Source organism: Stutzerimonas sp. VN223-3 (assembly GCF_045999685.1).
GTDB lineage: Bacteria > Pseudomonadota > Gammaproteobacteria > Pseudomonadales > Pseudomonadaceae > Stutzerimonas > Stutzerimonas stutzeri_AR.
The window spans coordinates 292,206-316,610 of record NZ_RBEC01000003.1 but is presented as its reverse complement, the minus strand read 5'-3'; the positions used below and the strand labels follow the sequence as shown (position 1 = coordinate 316,610).

The following is a 24,405-nucleotide window of genomic DNA, read 5'->3' as shown; positions in this document are numbered from 1 at the left end:
GGAGCCCCGCCATGCTGGTCAAACCACAGCGTAAACACGGCCCCAAGGCCGAAATGAATGTGGTGCCGTACATCGACGTGATGCTGGTGTTGTTGGTTATTTTCATGGTCACCGCGCCGATGCTGGTGCAGGGCGTGAAGATCGAGCTGCCCAAGGTCGCCGCCGAGGCGATGCCCACCGAGAATGAGCGGCAAATACTTACCCTTTCGGTGCAGGCCGATGGTGGCTTCTACTGGAACCTGGGCAACGAGCTGAACGCCGAGGACCAGACCGACAGCGCCATCGACCTTGAGGAAATGCGCGAGAAGGTTGCGGCGATCATCGCCGAGCGCGGCGACACCCAGGTCTACGTGCGTGCCGATGATGCGGCTGACTACGGTCGAGTGGTGGCTGGGATCGCCGAACTGCAGCGCGGTGGTGTGGTAAATCTCGGCCTGATCACCGAGGCGCCTGGGCGGGTCGAGCCATGAGCAGTTTGAGCATGCCTCTGCCCGATAGCTTTCCCGTCGCCCGACCGCAGTGGCCCAGCCATGCCAGTGCTGCGGTGGTGACCTTGGCGCTGCATGCCGGAGTGTTCGGCTTGCTGCTGCATGGCTGGACGCCCGAACTGACGGCACCCAGCGCGACTCAGGTGCTCAAGACCCAGCTGGTCAGCTTGCCGGCTCCGCAACCGGTGGTCGCGCCGCCTGTCGAACCCGAGCCGACGCCATTGCCGGAGCCGGTCGTGGCTCGAGAGGCGGTCGAGGAACCGCAGGTCGATCCGCGAATCGAACAGCATCGGCTCGAACAGGCCGAGCTGGCATTCAAGCGGGCTGAGCAGGAACGTTTGGCCGAAGAGGAACGCCAGCGAGAGCGACAGCAAAAACAGCAACTTGAACGCGAACGGCAGGAACGGCTCGAGGCCGAGCGCCAACAGCGCGAAGCCCAACGTCGTGAGCAACTGGCCCGTGAGGAACAGCAGCGTCAACAGACTGCACAGGCCGAAGCGGCAGCCGCGGAACGGGCGCGCCAGGCCGAGGCCGCGGCTGCCAGTCGTCAATACCTGCCAATCGCCAAGGACGCGCCAGATTATCCGCAGCGTGCGCTGGACAAGGGCATCGAGGGCAGCTGCACCGTGAGTTATTCGGTCAATTCGCAGGGGCGGATCGAGAACCCGAAAGCCCTGGATGACTGCCATCCGCTGTTCATCCGGCCCTCGCTCACCGCCGCCAAGAGCTTTCGTTATCAGCCCCGTATCGTCGATGGTCGTGCCGTGGCCGTCCCCGAAGTGAAGAACACCTTCCATTACCGCATCCAGTGATGCGCAGCAGTTCCATTCGCCAGATGAGCCATTGATGAAACAGGATTTTCAGAGTTTCCACGCCAACCTTTCAGCCCTCGACGATCAGGCCATTAACCCGAGCTCGAATGCCTCGCTGGGGCAACTGGTCGATCGCAGCCGTCGCAACCTGCTCAAGGGTGGGATGGGTCTCGCCGCGCTGGGCTTTCTCGGCGGCAGTTTGAGCGCCTGCCGCAGCGCCGGACAGTCTGATTCGCTGATCGGCTTCACTGGAATTCCCACCCAACTCGATCCGAAATTCGACAGCGTGCAGGTGGCGCCGGGCTACAGCGCGCGGATCTTCTTCTCCTGGGGCGATGCCGTGCTGGCCGATGCGCCCGAATGGAACCCCGATGCCAGTGACGACTGGCAGGCGCAGCTCAAGCAGGCCGGTGACAACCACGACGGCATGCACTTTTTCCCGTTTGCGGAAAACCCGGACAGCCACGGCCTGCTGGTGATGAACCATGAGTACGTCAATCCGCCGCTGCATCCCAACGGCATGACGCTCATCGACGGCAAGCGTCCGCTGGACGAAGTGCGCAAAGAGCAGGCGGCCCACGGCGTCAGCGTCATCGAGGTGAAGAAGGATGCGCAGGGCCAATGGCAGCGGGTCATGCCGTCGCGCTACAACCGCCGCATTTCGGCGATGACGCCGATGGCAGTGAGTGGTCCGCTGGCCGGTAACGGCGCGCTGAAGACCGCCTCCGACCCGAGTGGGCGCGAGATCATCGGTACGTTGAACAACTGTTCCAGCGGCTTCACGCCGTGGGGTACCTACCTCGTCTGCGAGGAAAACTGGCACCACTACTTCGTCAATCACGACGCCGAGGACATGGCCAAGCGCGTATCGCACAAGCGCTACGGCATCGAAGGCAAGGGCATGAGCAAGCTCTACGGCTGGGAAACCGCCGACCCGCGCTTCAACGCCACGCCGGACCCGTCGCGACCATACGGCGGCCACGTGCATGAGCCGAACCGTTTCGGCTGGGTGGTCGAGGTCGATCCTTTCGACCCGCAAAGCACGCCGGTCAAGCGCACCGCCTTTGGCCGTTATTGCCGGGAATGTTCGGTGCTGTCGCTGGGCGAGGACGGCCGCATGGCTTTCTATTCCGGCGACGACACCAAGGGCGAGTACGTCTACAAGTTCGTTCCAGCCGGCCGCTACGTGCCGGGTGCCGATCAGGCCAACCGCCAGCTGCTGGACAGCGGCACGCTTTACGTAGCGCGCTTCAATGCCGACGGTAGCGGTGAATGGCTGGCGCTGGTCCACGGGCAGAACGGCTTAACTGCTGAGAACGGATTCGCCGATCAGGCCGAGGTGCTGCTCAACGCGCGCGCCGCTGGCGACCAGGTGGGCGCGACGCCCATGGACCGTCCCGAATGGGTCGCGGTCCACCCGCGCAGTCGTGAGGTCTACGTGACCCTCACCAACAATGACAATCGCGGCGTGAAGCAGCCGACCGACAAGGCCAACCCGCGACCGAACAACCTGCACGGGCAGGTCCTTCGCTGGAACGAGCAGGGCGCCGACCCAACCGCCACGGCCTTCACTTGGGAGGTCTTTCTATTGGCCGGCGAGCGGCCCGGCGCCAAAGATGCGGAGGGCCAGCCGGTGCCGGCCAACCTCACCGGCACTATCGATGGCGATATCTTCTCCTCGCCGGATGGCGTGGCGTTCGATGGTGCCGGTAGGCTGTGGATCGAAACGGACTACGGCGATGAGGAACCAGCGATGCAGGCCATGGGCACCAACCAGTTACTCTGCGCCGATCCGAAAACCCGCGAGGTGCGACGCTTTCTGGTCGGTCCGCGTGGGTGCGAGATCACCGGCATCACTTGGAGCCAGGATTACCGCGCCATGTGGATCAATGTGCAGCATCCCGAGCTGAGCTTCCCGGCCTGTGACGGCAAGACTCGTCCGCGAGCCTCGACGGTGCTCATCACCAAGGATGATGGAGGCGTCATCGGAACCTGAGCCACCGCGCCCTCTAGCAAGCAAGCCTGCTCCTATGGGTGCGAGCTTGCTCGCCAATCGGAAGCACTAGCCCCGCCTAAGTCCTTGCTCTTCGAAGTTGCGAGCGTGCTCGCGAATCTGTCGGAACGTTTGGCGAATTCCCCGGCTCTAACATGCTGATACATACTTCATTGCATGTAACCAAGGAGCTGGGCCATGGCAATTCCGCAGCTGCGCACACGTATCTCTCTTGCCGTACTCGTTGCTTGCTTCCCCCTCGCAAGCCAGGCGGACCTTTACTCGCTGAAAATCGAAAACGACATCATCGCCAGCGACAGCGATGGTCATTACACCAACGGGTTTGAGTTGATGCGCTCATTCAAGCCTGATGCCGATCACTGGTCGCGGCGATTTGCCGGAGCTATGCCAGGCTGGAGCGCGGATGAGGTGGACAATGTCGCTTACCGGCTGGGTCATCAAATCTACACGCCAAACGATCTCGAGCGGGCCGAACTGATCGAAGACGATCGGCCCTATGCGGGTTTGCTGTTCGCCGGGATGTCGATCTTTTCGGATGACCAGCACGAGGGGTGGCGCGGCGCCAGCGGTTTGCATCTGGACGTAGGGATCGTCGGGCCTGCCGCTGGTGGTAAGAAAATCCAGCGCCGGGTCCACGAAGTCACTGACAGCGACGAACCGCGGGGTTGGGATAATCAGCTGCGCAACGAGCCCTTCGTAAACCTTGCCTATCAACATCGCTGGTGGCTGCAGCAGCGTCTCGGCGGGTTGGAGTTCGAATACGGCCCGAGCGCTGGGTTTGCGCTGGGCAATCTCTATACCTATGGTTCTGCCGGGTTTGGGTTGCGCTTCGGGCAAGGGCTGGCGCGCAGCTTCAGCATTCCGGCGGTGGCGCCCGCGCAGAGTGGCAGCATGTTTTTCGACCAGGGCGGCGGATTCGCCTGGAACCTGTTCGCCAACGTGGAAGGACGCTACATGGCGCAGAACATGCTGCTCGAAGGCAATACGTTCAAGAGCAGCCATTCGGTGGACCCACGCGAATGGGTGGGGGATGCCAAGGCAGGGGTGGCGTTGACCTGGAACAGCTGGCAGCTCGCATTCGCCAGTGTCTGGCGCACCCGCGAATTCAACGGCCAGGATGAACATGACCAGTTCGGTTCGTTGACGGTCTCGACTTGGTTCTGAAAAGGGTTTGCGGGGTGCGCATCCGCACCCCGCAGGTTCTTCTTACTTTTTCACCCAGGTTCCGTTTAGCTGGATGATCTGGCCGGACGGGGTTTTCTCGAGGGCCTTCTTGCCGGCAATCGCTTCGACATCGCTGACGTTAATGCCGTTCTTCTGCGCCAGGCGATGGTATTCGGCGCGCCGTGCTTGGTTGATCTGGCTGGCGATCTCCTCGGCATCGCCGCCGGATTGCACCACGCCCAGATAACCGTCGGGCTTTTCGCCGAGTTGGCCGCTGGCCTTGGCCTGGCCGAGGGCGGACATGGCTTCGTTAAGGGTCATGGCGGCGGCGGGCAGGGCCAGGCACAGCGCCATGAGCAGGGTTCCGAGTTTCAGATAGGTTTTCATAACATTCCTTCAGAGCGGCGGGCTCAGAACAGACCGCTGTCTTCGTTGATGATCGAGTCGAGCTGCTTGTCGACCTTGATATAGATCTCGTGCTCGATTTTCACGTTGAGGTTGATGTTGATCGGCTCGTTGGGCACGGCCAGTTCTACGCGTGGTGTACAGGCGCTGGCCAGCAAGGCCAGCGCCAGAATGCTGATGGGATGGCACAACCGCATGACGGTCTTCTCCTGTACGGGGTCGTCGCTACATTGCCTCATCGGAGCCGCTCCTGCACGCGTCGTTGAATGGTTTCGCTGACGCGATCGGACAATTGCAGGCTGGTCAGTAGCGCTGGAATGTCTTCTTCCAGATTGATCGAAAAGTTGATCGGTCGCCCGCCTTCCAGTGCAGGGTTTTGGCCGTGCAGCTTCAGCCCGAGGTTCAGCGTGCCGTCGGCGGCGTAGTGCACGTCGCTGGCGAGCAGGTCGTAGTGGAAGTCATCCAATGCCTCGGTCACCAGACGCATCGCCGGATTGGACTGGCCCAGCGCCTGAATCTTCGCGGAGCGGAACTGCAGGACGCCGCCTGGCTCACGGGCCCGCAGCGAGCCCTGTTCGATGCTTATGCCTGCCTCGCTGCGTAGTAATTGCAGCTCGCCGTCGACCACGCCGGTGCCGGACAGGCCTTCGGTGGGGTAGGCCTCGAACAACAACGGCAGTTGCAAACCGCGCAGATGAGCCGTCAGCTGTTGTTTGCTGGCGCCCAGATCGACAGCGCCGGGGTCCAGCCAGAGCCTACCGCCCAGCAGCTGAGCTTCAGCGATAGTCCAGGCGAGGCGGCCTCGATCGAGGCTTTCGAGGTTGCCGACGTATTCCCCGTTGAAGCGCAATGGGCCGAAGGTGAAGCCGGGGTTGGCCTGCTGCAGGGTCAGTTCTTCTATGTCCAGCCGTAATTGGTTGCGCTGCAATGCAAGGCCCAGGCTGGCGTCGAGTCCGCTCAGCTCGGTGCGATCGTAAATGCCGCCGAGGCCCTTGGCCGTAAGCATCGCCGTGGCGATGGGTGGTCCGTCGGCAGGTACGTCTAGTTGCCCTTGAGCTTGCAGACGGCCGGTGTTCAGCTCCAGTACTGGCGGCCAATCGGCGAGGGTAGCGGCGAGCGGATTGCCGGCACGCAGGAATAGCTCCGGGAGCTTGGCATTCAGGCGGATCGCGCCATTGGCCCAGTTGTGCGTGAGCGTGAGTGGGAGTGTCAGCCCGGCATCGTTGCCCAGCGGCCCATCGAGCGAAATCCGTTCACGATCGCCGTTGAGCGTGCCGCTCCAGCGCCAACCCTGCGGGCGCAGCGAGGACTGGCGCAGCTCGCCCACGTTCATTGTGGTGCGTCCGTCGACCAGCAGCCTTTGCAGCTTCCGTTCAGTGAAGCCTGCCTCGAGGCTTATACCGGCCACATCCAATTGCAGATTTTCAGCGGTGATCTCTGTCCCGCTCGTCAGTCTATCCAGCTTGAGCTGCGAGCCCTTGGCGAGCCGAACGATAACGGCCTCTTCAGAGGCGCGGCCGTTGAGTAATACATCGGCGCTCAATCCCTTCATTGCCATGTGTGGCAATGACAGCGCGGGACTTTGCAAGCTCAGGCGAGTCTGCTCGAAAGCCACGGCAAAGGGCGCAGCGGCGGTTTCGAGCATGAGCTGCGCATCGAGCGTGACGGGAGAGGGACCGCGCGCGGTCAGCTGCATTCTCAATGGCAGCGTTGAGGCCGACTCGCTTGCAGGACCTGGCGTAACGACCAAGTGGACATTTGCAGGCCTTAGCTGGGCTGGCAGTTTGGCGACCAGCGCGGCGGCGGGCTGCAGTTGCATATCCACCGCTAGCGCCGTCGGGATCCAACTGCCGCGGTCGGCTTTGGCGGTCAGATCCAGCTGGCCCTGCAACTGGCCGAGCTCCGCCACAGGCCAGGGCGTGGGAAGGTTTGCGGACAGCCGCAACTCGCCTTTCAAGGCTTTCCAGCCGTCTTTGAGGCCGTTCTGATCGATATATAGCGCCCAACCGGCACCGATGCGCATTTGCTCGGGTAACTGGGGCAGTGGCGGCGGCACGTAGGCCGTCCAATCGGCTAGCCATTCCAGCAGCCATGGCGCTTCCGGTAGTTCACTCATGGCCAGACTGCCGCGCCATCGTGTTGCGCTGCCATCAGGTGTCAGCTGGTTCTGCATGGTCAGGCGCTGCTGGCCGTCCAGCTGCAGCTGTAGATCCACATGGGTTTTGTCGCCTTGTTCGTACATATCAGCCAGCAGCGACAGGCGATGCGTGTTGCGCTGCACCTGCATGCTCACCTCGGCTGGCAGCACTTGCTCACCTGCGTGCTGCCACTTCATTTGACCCTGTTCCCGGCAAGTGCCGCTTGCACAGGGCAGGGCCAAGTCGAGGGAAGCGATGCGGCCCTGCCGGGGAATCCAGGCTGCCCAGCGTTCGAGTTGCGTGCGATCGGGCAAGGCGAGCGGCTCATCCTCGCTGACAGTACCGACGTCCGTACCCGGTGCTTGCTGCCACTGTGCTTCAAGGTGATCAATGCTGAGTGACCGAAGCGGTAGCGGCTGCCACCAGGTACCGACCTCGAGTTGCAGACCTTTGACCGTAATGTCACGCCGTTCGTCGGCCACTGGCTGCTGGATCAAGACAATTTGTCGCAGGAAGAGGCTGTCAGCTGTCAGGCGCAAGCCGCTGACATCGAACGTGACAATTCCATGTTTGTGCTTGAATTCCTGCCAGCGGAATCCGCCGTAAACGCCGGTTCCTACGACGAGCACGAGTACGCCTGCAACCGCCCAGGCCAGGGTTTTGCGCTGCTTCGTCATAGCCCTTCCCGTTGTGGTCAACGTGCAAGCATAAGCTGCTCGATGCACGCGCGCGACGTGCCTCGAATCGGCGCAGCCGACGACTGGCCATCTTTCGAAAAGTTCCCGAGTTGCTCGCTCCAAAGCCCGCGGAAGCGCTTTGGACGGGCGGTTTGCGCTTGTTGCGCCAAACTTGTGCACATTCTGCGGAGCGCATTGTCAAGCGCTTATGACAAACTGTCGTAAACCGCGTTGGCCCATAGATCGATAATTAACTTATTGAAAAATAAGGATAAATTTCTTTGGCGAAAAAAGCGCCAGTTTAACCGCAGGCCCCTAACCATCAGCGCTAGGGAAATCTGTAACCTGTTTGCCCACAGAGTAATCCACAGCTTCTGTGGATTAAATTTTTGTGTGATACGGATCGCGTTTTCAGCATTTTGCAAGACTTTAACTCTCCGAAAAAAAGAGTAGAGTGCGCGCCCTTGTCCCCCGAAGCTTTCGGTGACCATGAGAACGCGTACTCTTGCTTCGGCTTCGGCCGATAGCGCTTCATCCTCTCCACGCCTGCCATTGCGCATGGCGTTGTGGCTGCTGGACAGCCAGCGTCTAGGACAGACCAAGAGCGTCAAACGTATCGCCGGCCGGATGCTCAAGCAGCCCGCGCTGGAAGGTGTGGTCGAAGCGCAGAGCCGCCTGGGACGGTTGCTCTGTAATGATTGCGACAGCCAGCGTGACCGTCGTATCGGTCTCGAGCTGCTGCGTCAGGCGGCGCGTGCCGGTGACTGCCAGGCGCAGCTGGAACTTGGCCAGCTGTACTGTCAGCCGAAGCACCGCGAGCTGCGCAAGGCCAGGCACTGGCTGGAGCAGGCTGCGGCGCAGGGTTCTGCCGAAGCCTCACGAGTGCTACAGCAGTTACAGGCCAAGCGCTAAGTAGCAATCCTCATCAGCGTGGCAGAGGGTCTGAACTGACCGGAAGGGCCTCGCTGGCTATACTGCCCGGCAATTCAGCCGGAGCAGTTCATGCCTCTCGAATCAACCTATCTGCTTGCCGGGCTCGGCGCTCTTTGCCTGATGTTGGCGACCGTGGCGGGCCTGTTGCAGCGACGGCTCTCTCAACGGCAGGCCGAGCTGGCGCTGCTGGACGAGCGCCTGAGTCAGGCGGTCATGGCCCAAGAAGGCCTCAGTGCACAGTTGGAAACCAGTCGCCTGGAACATGCTGATCTCACGGAAACCCGCGCCGCGCTGCAGGCCGAATTGGCCGCCTTGCGACGGGAGACCGAGTGGCTGCAGGCTCAGCGCCTGGAAACCCGTGAAAACCTCGACGATCTACAGGCCGAGCGCGATGCCCAGCAGGCCGAGCTGCGCACGTTGAGCGCAGCTCACGCGGCGGTCAATGCCGAACTGAACGAACAGCGGAAGACTCACGATCAGCGTCTGGAAGATCTCCAAGGCGCCCGCGACGAGCTGCGCGCGCAATTCGCCGAGCTGGCCGGAAAGATCTTCGAGGAGCGCGAGCAGCGTTTCGCCGAAGCCAGCCAAGAGCGTCTCGGGCAGCTGCTCGATCCGCTGAAGGAGCGTATCCAGTCATTCGAAAAGCGCGTCGAGGAGAGCTATCAGAACGAAGCCCGCGAGCGGTTTTCGCTGGCCAAGGAGCTCGAACGGCTGCAGCAGCTGAACCAGCGGCTGGGTGACGAGGCGACCAACTTGACCCGCGCCCTGCAGGGGCAGAAAACCCAAGGCAACTGGGGCGAGCTGATTCTCGAGCGGGTGCTGGAACATGCCGGGCTGGAGAAGGGCCGCGAATACCACACCCAGGTCAGCCTCAGGAGCGCCGATGGCGAGCGCTTCCAGCCGGACGTATTGATTCAGCTACCGGGCGACAAACAGGTCGTCGTGGACGCGAAAGTCAGCCTGACGGCTTACCAGGCGCTGACCTGCGCCGAAGACGAAGGCAGCCGCGCGCTGGCCCTCAAACAGCATGTGCTGTCGTTGCGTAATCACTTGAAGGGTTTGTCGCTGAAGGATTACCAGCGCCTCGAAGGCCTGCAGAGCCTGGATTTCGTGCTGCTCTTCGTGCCTATAGAGGCCGCCTTTGCAGCTGCGCTACAGGCCGATCCAGAGCTGTTCCAGGAGGCGTATGGCAGGCACATCGTGATTGTCAGCCCGACTACTCTGTTGGCCACGCTGCGGGTGATCGACAGCCTTTGGCGCCAGGAGCGGCAGAGCCAGAACGCCCGTGAAATCGCTGAACGGGCTGGGGCGCTTTACGACAAATTCGCCGCGTTCATTCAGGACTTGGACGAAATCGGCAATCGCCTGCAGCAACTGGACAAGGCCTATATCGGTGCGCGCAACAAGCTCACCGATGGGCGCGGCAACCTCGTCGGCCGCGCCGAACAGCTCAAGCTGCTAGGCGCGCGAGCAAGCAAACGGCTGCCAGCCGACTGGCTCGAGCGTGCCGGTGCCGAGACACCGCTTGAAGAAGCTGAGGACTAGTACGCCGCCGCTCAGTGCAACGGCACGTGGCGGCTCATCAGGGCACGTAGCGCGGCCGGCTTGACCGGTTTGGCGAGGAAATCCAGACCGGCTGCATGGACCGCGGCGATCAGCTCTGGGCGGCCATCGGCGCTGATCACCACGCCGGGCACCGGCTCGCCGAGGCGGGTACGCAGCCAGGCCATCAACTCGGAACCGGTTTCGCCATGGTCCAGGTGGTAGTCGACCAGGACCAGTTGCGGCCTTACGTCCTCCTTGAGCAACGCCACACAATCGGCCCGGTTGCTGGCCGTCCAGACCTGGCAGCCCCAGCGTGATAGCAGGCTATGCATGCCGACCAGGATGCTGTCCTCGTTGTCGATGCACAGCACCTGGATGCCCGTCAGCGCTGTTTGTTGCGCTTCGCCTTTGCCGTTGGCCTTTACCTGCCGGCTCACATTGCTGGCGATCGGCACGGTCACGCTGAACACGCTGCCTTTACCGGGCTTGGAGCGCACCGCCAGGGGGTGGTCGAGGACCTGGCAGAAGCCGTCAGCAATCGCCAGGCCTAGTCCCAGTCCTTTCTCAGCGCGGGTCTGGTGGCTGTCCAGGCGTTTGAATTCCTCGAAGATCACCCGCAGCTTGTCTTCGGCGATGCCCGGGCCGCGGTCCCAGACTTCCAGACGCAGCGACGCGCCCTGACGCCGCACGCCCAGCACCACGCGCCCCTTGGCATAGCGGAAGGCATTGGTGAGGAAGTTCTGCAGTACCCGGCGCAGCAGGCGGATATCGCTGTCGACCCGCAACCGGCTGCCATGCACCCGGAAGTCGACGCCTTGCTCAGCGGCCAGCACCGTGAACTCGGTGCTCAGGGTGTCGAACAAGGTGGCGAGCGGGAAGGGATTGCGATCTGGAGTGATGCGACCGTTTTCCAGGCGCGAAATATCCAGCAGATCGGAAATCAGGTCCTCGGCCGAGCGCAGCGAGCTGTCCAGGTGGCGAACGAGATCTTGCGCTTCGCTCGGCAGGACCTCTTGCTGGTGCGACAGGGCAGCGGAGAATAGTCGTGCGGCGTTCAATGGCTGCATCAGGTCATGGCTGACCGCTGCCAGAAAACGCGTCTTCGATTGATTGGCGGTTTCAGCGGTGCTCTTGGCTTCGGTCAGCGCCTTGTTCAGTTTCGACAGTTCCAGGGTCCGCTCGGTAACGCGCTGCTCCAGGCCTTCGTTGGCATCCTTCAGTCCACGTTCGGCTTCGCGGAAGGCGGTGATGTCACTGAAACTCATGACGAAGCCGCCGCCCGGCATCGGGTTGCCGATCAGCTCGACCACCCGGCCGTTGGGGAACAGCCGCTCGGAGGTATGGGCGCGACCCTGGCGCATCCAGTACAGCCGTTTGGCCACGTGGGTATCAGGATCTCCGGGGCCACAGAGGCCGCGTTCGGCGTTGTAGCGAATTACGTCGGCAATCGGCCGGCCAATGTAGACCAGCTCCTCCGGGTACTCGAACATTTCCAGGTAGCGATGGTTCCAGGCGACCAGCCGCAGCGACTGGTCGACCACACTGATGCCCTGGGTGATGTTCTCAATCGCGCCTTGCAGCAGGGCACGGTTGAACTGCAGCACCTCGGAAGCCTCGCCGACGATGCGCACCACGTCATCGACTTGCATGTCGCGACCCTCCAGCGCGGCCTTGACCACGGCGCGGGTCGAGGAGGCGCCCAGCACACCGGCCAGCAGACGCTCGGTATGAGCGATCCACTGGCCATCGGCCTGCTGCTTGGGCGAATAATCATGGCCATGGCGGCGGGCGAAGCGCTGGAAACTGAGCTCTGCGCGCTCTGCACCGACGAAGCGCGACGCCAGCGACAGCAGATCTTCGACCTGCACGGCCAGCAGCCGGCGCGTGCTGGCTGTCGGGTGAATCTCCTGACCGATGAAGCGGCTGGCCTGCCAGTGTTCGGCCACGCGGGTTTGCGACAGGATCGAGACCCAGAAGAACAACGTCGCGTTGCCCACCAGCGACAGCATTACGCCGAGCGTCAGCGCGCTGGTGTCGAACGGCAGCTGGGCGGTGTACATCCACTGCAGACCTGGGAACATCTCCAGCGGCCAGCCGAGCAGCGGCAGGATCAGCGTGTAGACCCAAATCATCGCGCCGGCGGCGAGGCCGGCAAACACACCGCGGCGATTGGCCTGCTTCCAATACAAGGCTCCGACCATCGCCGGCGCCAGCTGGGTCAGGGCCGCGAAGGCAATCTGGCCGATGGTCGCCAGGCTCGCGCTGGAGCCGAGCAGACGATAGCTGACGTAGGCCAGCAGCAGGATCGCGACGATGCTGATGCGGCGTACCGACAGCATCCAGTGGCGGAATTCCTCGAAGGGTTGCTCGGCTTCATTGCGGCGCAACAGCCAAGGCAGCAGCATGTCGTTCGATACCATGGTCGACAAGGCCACGCTGGCGACGATGACCATGCCGGTGGCAGCCGATGCGCCCCCGATGAAGGCCAGCATCGCCAGCGCCGGGTGCGCTTCGGCCAGTGGCAAGCTGATCACGAAGGAGTCCGGACTGACCCCGCCCGGCAGCAGCATCTGGCCGGCCAGGGCGATCGGGATGACGAACACTACGGCCAGCATCAGATATAGCGGGAATACCCAGCGCGCCAGGCGGAAGTCGCGCGGCTCGATGTTTTCCACCACGGTCACGTGAAACTGCCGGGGCAAGCAAACAATGGCCATCAGCGCCACGGAGGTCTGCACCAGCATCGCCGGCCAATTCACCGTCTCCTCCCAGAATCCTGTCAGCTCCGAGGAATCGTAAGCCTGATTGAACAGATCGCCGAAGCCGTCATACAGGCCGAATGTGACGAAGGCGCCGACCGCCATGAAGGCGAACAGCTTGACCAGGGACTCGAAGGCAATCGCCAACACCATGCCGCGGTGGTGCTCGGTGACATCCAGGTTGCGCGTACCGAACAGCACCGTGAACAGCGCCAGCACCACGGATACGATCAGTGCCGTGTCCTGCGCGCCGGAGCCGGCAACAGCTTCGCTGTGCTTGCCGATCAGCAGGTTCACACCGAGCACGATGCCCTTGAGCTGCAGGGCGATGTAGGGCAAAACGCCGACCAGGCAGATCAGCGTCACGACCACCGCCAGCAGCTGGGACTTGCCGTAGCGGGCCGCGATGAAGTCGGCGATAGAGGTAATGTTCTCCTGCTTGCTGATCATGATCGTTTTCTGGATCACCTGAGGCGCCAGCAGCATCAGCAGAATTGGCCCGAGGTAAATCGGCAGGAACGACCAGAGCTGTTCGGCCGCCTGGCCGACGGCGCCGAAGAATGTCCAGCTGGTGCAATAGACCGCCAGCGACAGGCTATAGACCCAGGCGCGTACCCGCGGCGACATCTCTGCACGGTTGCGATCGCCATAAAAGGCGATCGCAAACAGCACAGCCATATAAGTGAAGGCGACCAGCGCGATCAGCCCACCGGACAACAACATGCGAACTCCAGACAGCAAATAAAGTGCGGGCTTGCGCCCTGGCCGGTCGTTTGGACTGGTCGGGCATGCCGAGCCTGGCGGCGCTCAAGCAATGTCGGTATAGCAGGGCGGTCGCGCCGATTGTGCTGACCGAGGTCAGCCGGTGCGATGCGTCTGTTAGAACCGGAATACCGCTCGGGCGACAGCTTATGCTCGGCAGCTATCGGATAACCGGAGCTGCCGCTTAGTGATAGATGAATTTGCAAAGTTTCGCAGTAAAAGAGGCCCGCGTGTTGCGGCTGCGACCATGGTCGCATGAGGCTGGTCGTCGCAGATGAAACGGGCGAAAGTACCGTCCTAGACATTGGTTCGGTTTGGTTGATGGCACGCGGAGGCGACCTGTCCCGACCCGAACCGCACATGGCGAGTGGGTTGCGTCGTTTGCGGGGCACTTCCCGCCTGCGCAACGATCACAACAGCGTCCCATCCGCCCGTCAGGAGAATATCGATGTTTACGCCGCGCCCGGTCACTTTGCAGAGGGGAGCCTTGCGTCTGGACCCACTCGCAGAAGCCGATATTCCGGCTCTGGTGGATCTCGCCGAGCGGAACCGCGACGAGCTGATCTACCTCAACGGGCCGCTGCGCCCGGATTGGTATCGCTTCGCCCTCAGCGAGCAGCGTGAAGGTCGCGCAGTGGCGTTCACCCTGCGCATGGCCGACCGCATCATCGGCACTACTCGCTTCGCCGACTTCAATCCGTCGCTGCCGGCTGGCGAGCTCGGCTGGACTTGGCTGGACAAGGCCGAGCACGGCACTGGTCTGAACACTTCGATCAAATACCTGTTGCTCAAGCACGCCTTCGAAGACTGGCAACTGGTGCGCCTGCAACTGAAGACCGCCGCCAGCAACCTGCGCTCCCAACGCGCCATCGAGAAGCTCGGCGCCGAGCGCGAAGGCCTGTTGCGCAATCATCGACGTTTAGCCGATGGACGCCTGGACGACACGGTGCTCTATAGCATCACCGACCGTGAATGGCCGGCGGTCAGGGATGTGTTGGAGGCGCGGGCGAACGGTTGATTCGTTGGAATCGAGTCGGCATCGGTGATGGGTTTCGCTTCGCTCTACGCCATCCTATGGCGAGGTATTTCGGTTGGGCTGTTGGTCTACAGATACGGCGCCAGGCTCCAATCCCGTTGCCGGTAACAATCACAGACTCGCTTTTAGCTCCCTCTCCCTTTGGGAGAGGGTTGGGGTGAGGGAAAGCGGCTCCGGTCCCGTACAAGCCCACGTAACGCACGCCCCGTCGCCCTCAGGCCTCGACATAAGGTAATGTCTGCCGTCTCCGCGGGCAGGTTGTCCCGTGGTCATCAACCTGTCTTCGATACTTCCTACGCTCCGGCCGTAATGGCGGTGCGTAGCTCGTTACCGTTTGCGGTACATACCTAAGGAGCACCGATGTCCCGCTCGCAAGAATTCTTGCACGGTTGCCGCGATATCTTCCCGTTGATCGTCGGCGCCATCCCGTTTGGCATCATCTTCGGCACGCTTTCGATCGGCGCCGGGCTTTCTACCTGGCAAACCATGGGCATGTCGGCGCTGGTCTTCGCCGGCTCCGCGCAATTTATTGCAATCACCCTGATTACCGGCGGGGTGGGCGCGGCCGTGGTGCTGCTGACTACCTTCGTGGTCAACCTGCGCCATGCGCTTTACAGCGCGGCGCTGCAACCGTTCGTGCGGCATCTGCCGAGCCGCTGGCGGGTGCCGTTGGCCTTCTGGCTGACGGATGAGGCCTTCGCCGTGATTCAGCATCGCTATGCCAGCGAAGATGCCTCGCCACACAAGCACTGGTTCTTCCTCGGTGCGGCGCTGACCATGTACCTGAGCTGGCAACTGGCGACGTTGGCAGGTATCGCCTTCGGCCAAGCCGTGCCGAACGTGGCCAGCTGGGGCCTGGATTTCGCCATGATCGCGACCTTCATCGGCATCGCCGTGCCGATGATGCGCACCCGCCCGCAGGTGGCTTCGGCGCTGGTGGCCGGTGCCGTGGCGTTGTTGACCTGGGAGTTGCCTTACAAGCTTGGCCTGATCGCCGCGGCACTGGCTGGAATCGTTGTCGGCGTCTATCTAGAACAACGGGCCGAGCGTCAGTTGAATCGGGAGGCGCTCTGATGCAGACCTGGCTTTTGATTCTTGGAATGCTGGCGATCACCTTCATGATCCGTTACAGCTTTTTCGCCTGGCCCAACCTGCGCTTTCCGCGTCTGGTGGAACAGGGGCTGCACTACGTGCCGGTCGCCGTGCTGACCGCCATCGTAGTGCCGGGCATGTTGATGCCCGAGGGCGAATGGGCGCTGGATTGGCGTAATGCGTACTTGTTGGCCGGTGTGCTGGCAATCCTCATCGCCGCGGTTAGCCGCAACCTGCTGGCGACTATTGCTGGCGGGCTGTTGAGCTTCTTCCTATTGCGTTGGGCGTTCGGGCAGCTGCCGCTGTGATGGACCGCCCAGCACGCCGTTCGAAAGCGACCATGATGTGTCCTCCGACGGCCTGCCACGCTCCAAGAAACAACGTCTTCTCCATGGAACCGGATCGATGACCACTCATTCGCAGTTCACGCTGTTCGGCAAGCGGCGCTTCCTGCCGTTCTTCCTGACTCAGTTATCAGGGGCCTTCAACGACAACCTGTTCAAGCAGGCGTTGATACTGGCGATCCTCTACAAGATTGGCTCGAACGCTGACACCAGCCTGCTGATCAACCTGTGCGCGTTGCTGTTCATTCTTCCGTTCTTCCTGTTTTCTGCGCTTGGCGGTCAGCTGGGTGAGAAATTCGCCAAGGAGCGCCTGATTCGTGCGATCAAGGCCGGTGAGATCTTCATCATGCTTGCCGGAGCTGCCGGCATGCTGTTAGGCAACCTTCCGATGTTGCTGGTCGTGCTGTTCTGCATGGGCACCCAGTCGGCGCTGTTCGGGCCGGTCAAATATTCCGTATTGCCCAAACTGCTGAAAGATCACGAGCTGGTTGGCGGCAACGCGCTGGTGGAAATGGGCACCTTTCTGGCAATTCTCGCCGGAACGATAACCGCTGGCGTGATGATGGCCAGCGAGGGTTACGCTCAGTTGATTGCCGGCAGCGTCGTGCTGGTGGCAATCGCCGGCTACCTCGCCAGCCGCGGGGTACCTGCGACCGGAGCCTCTCTACCGTCTCTGAAGATGGACTGGAACCTGTTTCGTCAGACCGGCGCGATCTTGCGCATGGGGCTGGGGCAGCGCCTCTCGGTTTCGCGCTCGCTGATCGGTAACTCATGGTTCTGGTTTCTCGGCGCGACCTACCTGACCCAGATCCCGGCCTATTCGAAGAATCTGCTGCATGGCGATGAAACCGTCGTCACGCTGATTTTGACGGTCTTCTCGGTGGGTATAGCCCTCGGCTCGCTGCTCTGCGAACGCCTCTCCGGGCATAAAGTGGAAATTGGCCTGGTACCGTTCGGCTCCTTTGGTCTGACGCTGTTTGGCCTCTTGTTGTGGTGGCATTCGGGCGGGTTCCCGCAGGCGGCGACGCCGCACGATTGGCTTGGGTTGCTGAGCTTCGCACAGGCCTGGTGGATTCTCGCCTCGGTGCTCGGCATAGGCGTGTTTGGCGGGTTCTACATCGTGCCGCTGTATGCGCTGATCCAGTCGCGCACGGCGGAGCACGAGCGGGCACGGGTTGTGGCGGCAAACAATATTCTCAACGCGCTGTTCATGGTCGCCTCGGCGCTGGTCGCCATCTTGCTGTTGAGTGTCGCGGGGTTGTCGATTCCGCAACTGTTCCTCGTGGTATCGCTGATGAACGTGGCAGTAAGCGCCTACATCTTCAGCATCGTGCCGGAATTCAGCATGCGGTTTCTGGTGTGGCTGCTCGGCCACTCCATGTACCGGGTGCGTCAGCAAGGGCTCGACGCGATCCCAGAGGAAGGCCCAGCAGTGCTGGTCTGCAACCATGTGTCATTCGTCGATGCGCTGCTGATCGCCGGTGCCGTGCGCCGGCCCGTGCGCTTCGTCATGTACTACAAGATCTTCCGAATCCCGGTGCTGAATTTCATCTTTCGAACTGCGGGCGCGGTGCCCATTGCGGCGCGACATGAGGACGAAGCGATCTACACCGAGGCGTTCGAGCGCATCAGCCGTTACCTGAGCAACGGCGAACTGGTGTGCATCTTCCCAGAAGGCAAGCTCACCACCGATGGCGAAATGAATGAATTCAAAGCGGGGGTAGAGCGCGTTCTACAGGCGAATCCGGTGCCGGTGGTGCCTATGGCGCTACGTGGATTATGGGGAAGCTTCTTCAGTCGCGATCCGAACAAGGGATTTCTCCGTCGCATCTGGTCACGGGTAGACCTCGTCGCCAGCGCGCCCGTCGCTGCGAGCGAAGTCAATCGCCAGCAGCTACAGGCGCGGGTCAGCCTGTTACGCGGCGACCGGCGCTAAGCGCAGGTCGCCGCATCGTCTCTATTTGATCTCGATGCGTTCGAGCAGATAGGCCTTGGCGCTTGGGTCGCCCACCCGTGCGGCTTCGTCGGCCAGGCGCAGCCCGCGTTCCAGATCCTTCGCCGCCAATGCCGCATCGATGCCCTGACGGTAGTAGGCCTGGGTTTCCGGCAGTACAGCGGGTGCAGGTACGGAAGGCAGATCGTTGCCCATCTCGCGGCCGATGCTATAGGCCGGCACATAGGTATTGGCTTGTTGGCCCGCGACCTTGTCTTCGATCAGCACCATCTTGATCACGCCGGTGGGCGAATGCTGCGCCACTGGATCGGGAAGGCTAGGCGGCTCGTTGCCCAGCGCCTTGGCGTAGGCCTTGGCCGGGTGTTCGAGGGTCGTCTGGCCCTGCATCTGGCGCTCGCTGGTGAACAGTACGAGGTAGTACTCGTTGCCTGGGTTGTTCAGGTAGGTGCGGTCGATGCGCAGGCGAGCGTCCAGGCTGTCGCCTTTCAGGCCGGAAGCGGGGGCGTAGGTGAAGTCGTCAGCATCGAGCAGGCGCGTGGGGCGCAAGCGGCTGTCGAGCAGCATGGCGCTAGGGGCCAGCACAGTCTCGCCGGCCTGACTGTAAAGACGAATCTCGAAGGACTTGCTGTCCTTGGGCAGTGCGAAGGCGCGGAAAAAGCTTTTGCCGCTGTCGAAGCGGTAGGCCGAGGCCGTGGCGTCCAGCGTCACGTCACCGGAAAAATTCACGGGGATCGGTTGAAAGGGCAGATTTTCGATCGCGTCGCAGCAGATCGGCGAGCTCGCCAACGCCTGACGGGCGTCGGTCATGGATAGCTCCAGCGGGGCGGGTGTATGCGCCAGGGCATCCACACGGCGCAATGGTTCGCTACCGCAGCCGGTGATCAGCAGAACGGCGAGGCTAAGCAGGGGGAATCGCAGATTGCTCATGGTGAAACTCCAATCGCCAATCGAAAAAGACCCCGACCAGCCACGGTCGGGGTAAAACACCGCCAAAACGGTGGGAGCGGAAAGTGAGAAGCGTTGCCCAGAGCCGGCGTGCGCAGCGGGAGGAGAGAGACCGCCGCACGCCGCCGACACTCAGGCAATTACCACCAGGCTTCGGCCTGGACGCCAAAGGTCAGCCCGTCGTCGTCACCGACATCGATGGACTCGCTCGCCGCCTGGTAGGTATCGCCGTCCCACATGGCGTAGGTGGCGAACACACGAATTTGCGGGCGTGCCCAGAAGCTGCGGCCGGCTGACCATTGTTGGGCGATGGTGAATTTCTTCAGGTCGCGCGAATCCAGACCGTCAGCTTGCGGGTCGACGTAGTCGTAGCCGAACTCGAACGCGGTGCTCATGACGTCGCTCCACTTGTACACCGGACGCACACCAAAGGAGGTCCAGGTCTGACCGGATTCGTTGTCGAAGTCGCGGTCTTCGTAGATCTGCACGTACATCATTTCGATGTCATCAGTGATGCCAACCACACCCTGGTTGACCAGACGGAGCATGTCGCCATCACTGTTGCCGGTGCTGTTGCGACCGCTACTGCCGATGATGCCGTCAGTGCCGTACTGAACCGCCAGCTTGTTGTAGCCGCCGAACCAGCTGGCCTGAGTGTGTTCGAGGGTAACCAAGTGGCCTTTCTGATCGGTGTAGCCCGGATCGCTTTCCTGTTCGTCGGTGAGGTTGGCCTTGCCGTAGTCGTAGCCGATTTCGAGCTTGCCGTTGGGGTTGACATCAATCTCGGCCAGACGGAAGTCGAGGGTGTCGTTGGCGAGGTTGGTGCCGGTTCCCGAGCCTTGGTAGACGTAGTCACCGTCAGTGTTACGAATCCAGGCGAAGCTGGCCTTGGCGAAGCCCAGATCGATGTCCTCAATGCCAGCGCCCGGACCGGATACGTCCCAGTAGTAGTAATCGTTGATATGCACATCGTGGCGCTTGTAGTAGCGCTTACCGGCCCAGATATCTGCGCCCGGCAGTGATTCGATCAGGTTGTTGCCCACTACGTTGAACTGGCGGATGGCGACATCACCCGCCTCATCGAACGGGTGATTCGCACCACCGTCGGCGTTGGTACGGGTTGCTTCATAGTCGTTACCCTGGCGGGAGACATAAGCGATCATGCTGTCGACGTAGAAGCTTTTCTCGCCCTCTTTCCAGACTTCCTGACCCAGGCCGATTTCGGCATAGGTCTCGCACTCGTTGCCGAGGCGATATTTGGCCGGCGCCCCTGCTGCCTGAAAGCAGGCCTGATCACCACCGCCAGCGGTAGCGCCGATACCGGAGCGCAAATAGCCATGGAAGTCCACAGCCTGCGCAGGCATTGCTGCGAGCAAGGCCGTGCAAAGCAGGGTGGGTTGCAAGAGACGTACGGATTGTTGCGGGTTCATCGTGAAAGTCCTTTGTTCTTGTTGTTGGATCAGGTACTGCCAGCCATGGCGCCAACATCCTCCGTATTTGGATCGGGCTGGCGGTGACGAAAGCCTGCGGATCGACGACGTTCGCAACATCCTCCCGACCGTTTTTTTTCGAGGCGGAGCGGTGGGGCGTAGCGGGGGAGGAGGGAGATGGGCGCGTATGCCGGTGTGCATTACGCCTGGCCACTAAGCCCGGAAAAAAGCCAGGGGGGAGGTATGGCGAGGCGGCCTGGCGCGGCAGTCTGGGCTGGCAGGCGGTGTCGTTGGCGCCGTCCGCGCCCTGTCATCCGGGGAGCTGATTCCCGCAGTCGGGTGCTCACAACAATTACAAAAGTGGAGCTACTTCGATGAGACATCCGTTATTGTCTGCCCGCTTCGTCCTGGCAGTTTCTTCTTCTTTGCTGCTGACCCTGGGCACCGCTCAGGCAGTCGACCTCGCGGGCAAGAGTCCGGCCGGCGTTCGTTATCACGGCGGTGACGAAATCATCCTCCAAGGCTTTCACTGGAACGTCGTCCGCGAATCGCCCAACCAGTGGTACAACACGCTGCGCAGCATGGCGCCAACGATCGCGGCTGACGGCTTCAGCGCGATCTGGATGCCGGTGCCCTGGCGCGACTTCTCCAGCTGGAGCGATGGCGCCAAGTCCGGCGGCGGCGAAGGCTACTTCTGGCACGACTTCAACAAGAACGGCCGTTACGGCACCGACGCCCAGCTCAAGCAGGCCGCCGCCGCGCTGAACAATGCCCAGGTGAAAGTGCTTTACGACGCGGTGCCCAACCACATGAACCGTGGCTACCCGAACAAGGAAATCAACCTGCCAGCCGGCCAGGGGTTCTGGCGTCACGACTGTAGCGATCCGGGTAACTACGCCAACGATTGCGACGACGGCGACCGCTTCATGGCCGGCGACTCGGACCTCAATACGGCGCACCCTCAGGTCTACGGCATGTTCCGCGACGAGTTCGCCAACCTGCGCAATAACTACGGCGCCGGCGGCTTTCGCTTCGACTTCGTCCGTGGCTACGCCGGCGAGCGAGTCGACAGCTGGATGAGCGCGGCCCACGACAATGCCTTTTGCGTCGGCGAACTCTGGAAAGCGCCGGCTGAATACCCGAGCTGGGATTGGCGCAATACCGCCAGTTGGCAGCAGGTGATCAAGGATTGGTCTGATCGCGCCAAGTGTCCGGTGTTCGATTTCGCCCTCAAGGAACGCATGCAGAACGGCTCGATCGCCGACTGGAAGAACGGCCTTAATGGCAACCCCGATGCACGTTGGCGCGAAGTCGCGGTGACCTTCGTCGACAACCACGACACCGGTTATTCGCCGGGACAGAACGGCGGTCAGCATCATTGGGCGCTGCGTGACGATCTGGTGCGCCAGGCCTACGCCTATATCCTCTCCAGCCCCGGTACGCCGGTGGTGTACTGGTCGCATATGTATGACTGGGGGCACGGCGACCTGATCCGCCAACTGATCCAGATTCGCCGCGCCGCAGGCGTGAGGGCCGACTCGGCGATCAGCTTCCACAACGGCTATTCCGGCTTGGTGGCGACCGTCAGCGGGACCGCTCAGACATTGGTGATAGCGCTCGGATCGAATCTGGACAATCCCGGTCAAGTCAGCAGTGGCAGATTCAACCAGGCGTTGAATCAGGACAACGGCGGGCTGCGCATCTGGTCCACCGGCAGTACGGGCGATGACGGCAACGGCGGTGGCGACGGTGGTGACCTGGTCAGCGTCAATTTCCGTTGCGACAACGGCGTCACTCAGCCTGGCGACAGCGTCTATGCAGTCGGCAACCTGGCTCAGCTCGGCAATTGGAGCCCGGCCAACGCGGTGCGATTGACCGATGTGAGCAGCTACCCGACCTGGAAAGGCAGCATCGGCTTGCCAGCCCAGCAGGCGCTGGAATGGAAATGCATCGTGCGTAGCGAAGCCAATCCGACCCAGGTGAAAAGCTGGCAGCCGGGCGGCAACAACACGGCCACGACTGCGGCCGGCTTGACCACTAGCGGCAGCTTCTAATCAACGGCCTCGTCAGTTTATTCGGCTGAGTGCCGGCTTCGTTCTGGCGCTCGGCTGGGCTTTGTGGAGAATGGCCTTGGAGAATCCAAAGGCCGATCACCGTGAACCTCGACAGTCGCATCAAGTTTCGTCATCTGCTGTGCTTTATCGAGGTGTCCCGTCAGGGCAGCCTGGCGCGCGCAGCAGAGGCGATGTCGGTCAGCCAACCGGCGATTTCCAAGACGCTCAAGGAACTGGAAGCACTGCTCGAGGCGAGCCTGTTCGACCGCAGCAAGCAGGGCGTGACCCTGACCGCGGCCGGGCAGGCTTTCCTGCGTTATGCCGGGCCGAGCGTGCAGGCATTGCGTGAAGGTGTGCGCAGCTTGCGAGCCGGCGAGCACGAGGCGGGCGTGGTGCGCCTGGGTGCGCTGTCGACCGTGGAGAGCTCGTTATTGCCAGACGTGGTGCGGCGGCTGCACGCGCAGCATGCGGCACTGGTGGTAAGCGTCGTGACCGGGCCCAGCGCCTATCTGCTTGGCCAGTTGCGCGGCGGTGAGCTGGATCTGGTGGTCGGGCGCATGACCGATGCCCCGCAGATAGAGGGGCTCAGCTTCGAGCACCTCTATAGCGAGTCCATGACATTGGTGGTGCGTCCCGGTCACGAGCTACTCGACGGCGATCGCAGTCGCCTGGGCGACTTTCCCGTGGTGTTGCCGCAGACCGGTACAACCATCCGCCGTCATGCCGATAGCCTGTTCATCCAACTCGGCATCAGCCCACCGCTACGGCGACTGGAAACGCTGTCCGTTTCTCTTAGCCGACATTATGTGCGGGTCAGCGATGCGGTCTGGGTGGCGCCGCTCGATGCGGTGCGCGAAGACCTGTCCACTGGCGAGCTGATGGAACTGGACCTTGGTTTGAAAGAGCCGGGCGGCTCGGTCGGCATCTGCACCAATCCGACCCTGGCGGCCAGCCTGGCGATGCAGTGGTGCTGTGAAGCGTTGCGCGAAGCCGCTGCCGAATACCGTTAGCCTTGATCCATAACCGTGGGGTTATGGATCAAGGCGAGGTTTTCAGTTTTCCTCCTGCGGCACCCTGTCGCACACTGCTTCAAGCCATTCCAATTTCCACTTTCATTCCAAGAAAGGAGCCCGCCATGTCCGATCTGGACACCAGCCTTTTCGTCGCGCGCGATCGTACCCGCCATCCGAAGGCGTTGACGCCCGATTACAAGACGTCGGTTGCTCGCTCCCCGCAACAGGCGTTGATCACCATGGTGCCGTCCATTTCCGAAACCACGGGCCCGGATTTCTCGCACCTCAAGTTCGGCCAGCACGACAACGATCTGCTGCTCAATTTCAACAATGGCGGTTTGCCGATCGGTGAGCGCATCATCGTTTCCGGTCGGGTCATGGACCAGTACGGCAAGCCGATTCCGCACACTCTGGTAGAGATGTGGCAAGCCAACGCCGGCGGCCGCTATCGCCACCAGAACGACCGTTACATCGCCCCGCTGGACCCGAATTTTGGCGGCGTCGGTCGTGCGCTGAGCGACAGCGAAGGCAACTACGTTTTCCGCACCATCAAGCCCGGCCCTTATCCGTGGCGCAACGGCCCGAACGAATGGCGGCCTGCACATATCCATGTTTCTATCAGCGGCCCGTCGATCGCCACCCGATTGATCACGCAGCTGTACTTCGAAGGTGATCCGTTGATCCCGCTATGCCCGATTGCTAGGACCATCAGCGATGATGCAGTGCAGAGCCTGATCGCCAAACTCGACATGGGAATGGCCAATCCAATGGATTGCCTGGCCTATCGCTTCGATATCGTGCTGCGTGGCCAGCGTAAAACCCATTTCGAGACACGCTGAG

The 24,405-nt window shown here is 61.9% G+C and carries 19 protein-coding genes; 13 read left to right on the top strand and 6 right to left on the bottom strand.

From position 1 onward, the window contains the following. Positions 1-11: 11 nt before the first annotated feature. The 4 genes from tolR (at position 12) to D7241_RS17295 (ending at position 4,478) form a co-directional block, all read left to right on the top strand. The gene (tolR, locus tag D7241_RS17310; protein WP_408102572.1) at positions 12-470 is read left to right on the top strand and encodes a protein TolR; all 459 of its coding nucleotides are present in this window, start codon (positions 12-14) and stop codon (positions 468-470) included. Continuing rightward, the gene (locus D7241_RS17305) at positions 467-1,300 is read left to right on the top strand and encodes an energy transducer TonB (RefSeq protein WP_408102571.1); all 834 of its coding nucleotides are present in this window, start codon (positions 467-469) and stop codon (positions 1,298-1,300) included. Before tolR ends, D7241_RS17305 begins: the two co-directional genes overlap by 4 nt. Positions 1,301-1,334: 34 nt before the next feature. Beyond that, a complete protein-coding gene (locus D7241_RS17300) occupies positions 1,335-3,296 on the top strand; it encodes a PhoX family protein (RefSeq protein ID WP_408102570.1) in 1,962 nt (653 codons plus the stop codon). 195 nt (positions 3,297-3,491) lie between these two features. Then, on the top strand, positions 3,492-4,478 hold the full coding sequence (locus D7241_RS17295; protein ID WP_408102569.1) for a lipid A deacylase LpxR family protein: 987 nt from the start codon (positions 3,492-3,494) through the stop codon (positions 4,476-4,478). Between the two features lie 42 nt (positions 4,479-4,520). On the opposite strand, the gene D7241_RS17290 is transcribed toward D7241_RS17295, so the two are convergent. From D7241_RS17290 to D7241_RS17280, 3 genes are read right to left on the bottom strand one after another with little or no spacing between them, the layout of a single operon-like run. Beyond that, positions 4,521-4,865: a YdbL family protein gene (locus tag D7241_RS17290; RefSeq protein WP_255978893.1), complete on the bottom strand. Its 345-nt coding sequence runs from the start codon at positions 4,863-4,865 to the stop codon at positions 4,521-4,523. A gap of 23 nt (positions 4,866-4,888) precedes the next feature. After that, positions 4,889-5,080 carry a YnbE family lipoprotein gene (locus D7241_RS17285; protein WP_025241104.1) on the bottom strand — a complete coding sequence of 64 codons (192 nt, stop codon included), beginning with the start codon at positions 5,078-5,080 and terminating at the stop codon, positions 4,889-4,891. Positions 5,081-5,118: 38 nt separating this feature from the next. After that, a complete protein-coding gene (locus D7241_RS17280) occupies positions 5,119-7,698 on the bottom strand; it encodes a YdbH domain-containing protein (RefSeq protein WP_408102568.1) in 2,580 nt (859 codons plus the stop codon). 558 nt (positions 7,699-8,256) lie between these two features. On the opposite strand from D7241_RS17280, the gene D7241_RS17275 reads away from it, so the two are divergent. After that, a complete protein-coding gene (locus tag D7241_RS17275; protein WP_255979324.1) occupies positions 8,257-8,610 on the top strand; it encodes a tetratricopeptide repeat protein in 354 nt (117 codons plus the stop codon). Between the two features lie 90 nt (positions 8,611-8,700). Continuing rightward, positions 8,701-10,176, top strand: coding sequence for a DNA recombination protein RmuC (gene rmuC, locus D7241_RS17270; protein ID WP_408102567.1), 1,476 nt, complete (start codon positions 8,701-8,703; stop codon positions 10,174-10,176). Positions 10,177-10,187: 11 nt separating this feature from the next. Here rmuC and D7241_RS17265 read toward each other — a convergent pair whose 3' ends face one another. Beyond that, a complete protein-coding gene (locus tag D7241_RS17265) occupies positions 10,188-13,658 on the bottom strand; it encodes a NahK/ErcS family hybrid sensor histidine kinase/response regulator (protein WP_408102566.1) in 3,471 nt (1,156 codons plus the stop codon). A 487-nt stretch (positions 13,659-14,145) separates the two neighbouring features. Here D7241_RS17265 and D7241_RS17260 point away from each other — a divergent pair, with 487 nt between their 5' ends. From D7241_RS17260 to D7241_RS17245, 4 genes are all read left to right on the top strand, one after another. Beyond that, positions 14,146-14,715 (top strand): GNAT family N-acetyltransferase, encoded by a 570-nt coding sequence (locus D7241_RS17260; RefSeq protein ID WP_255978885.1) that lies wholly within the window; start codon positions 14,146-14,148, stop codon positions 14,713-14,715. 378 nt (positions 14,716-15,093) lie between these two features. Continuing rightward, a complete protein-coding gene (locus D7241_RS17255) occupies positions 15,094-15,807 on the top strand; it encodes an AzlC family ABC transporter permease (protein ID WP_408102565.1) in 714 nt (237 codons plus the stop codon). Further along, on the top strand, positions 15,807-16,133 hold the full coding sequence (locus D7241_RS17250) for an AzlD domain-containing protein (protein WP_255978881.1): 327 nt from the start codon (positions 15,807-15,809) through the stop codon (positions 16,131-16,133). Before D7241_RS17255 ends, D7241_RS17250 begins: the two co-directional genes overlap by 1 nt. 97 nt (positions 16,134-16,230) lie before the next feature. Continuing rightward, positions 16,231-18,105 (top strand): MFS transporter, encoded by a 1,875-nt coding sequence (locus tag D7241_RS17245; RefSeq protein ID WP_408102564.1) that lies wholly within the window; start codon positions 16,231-16,233, stop codon positions 18,103-18,105. Between the two features lie 21 nt (positions 18,106-18,126). On the opposite strand, the gene D7241_RS17240 is transcribed toward D7241_RS17245, so the two are convergent. After that, on the bottom strand, positions 18,127-19,050 hold the full coding sequence (locus D7241_RS17240; RefSeq protein WP_408102563.1) for a MalM family protein: 924 nt from the start codon (positions 19,048-19,050) through the stop codon (positions 18,127-18,129). A gap of 158 nt (positions 19,051-19,208) precedes the next feature. Next, complete coding sequence (locus D7241_RS17235; protein ID WP_408102562.1) at positions 19,209-20,498, bottom strand: maltoporin; 1,290 nt, start codon at positions 20,496-20,498, stop codon at positions 19,209-19,211. A gap of 374 nt (positions 20,499-20,872) precedes the next feature. Here D7241_RS17235 and D7241_RS17230 point away from each other — a divergent pair, with 374 nt between their 5' ends. The 3 genes from D7241_RS17230 (at position 20,873) to pcaH (ending at position 24,404) form a co-directional block, all read left to right on the top strand. Then, a complete protein-coding gene (locus D7241_RS17230) occupies positions 20,873-22,552 on the top strand; it encodes a glucan 1,4-alpha-maltotetraohydrolase domain-containing protein (protein WP_408102561.1) in 1,680 nt (559 codons plus the stop codon). Between the two features lie 101 nt (positions 22,553-22,653). Then, positions 22,654-23,562 carry a pca operon transcription factor PcaQ gene (pcaQ, locus tag D7241_RS17225; protein WP_408102560.1) on the top strand — a complete coding sequence of 303 codons (909 nt, stop codon included), beginning with the start codon at positions 22,654-22,656 and terminating at the stop codon, positions 23,560-23,562. A gap of 125 nt (positions 23,563-23,687) precedes the next feature. Beyond that, complete coding sequence (gene pcaH / locus D7241_RS17220) at positions 23,688-24,404, top strand: protocatechuate 3,4-dioxygenase subunit beta (RefSeq protein WP_408102559.1); 717 nt, start codon at positions 23,688-23,690, stop codon at positions 24,402-24,404. Position 24,405: the final 1 nt, after the last annotated feature.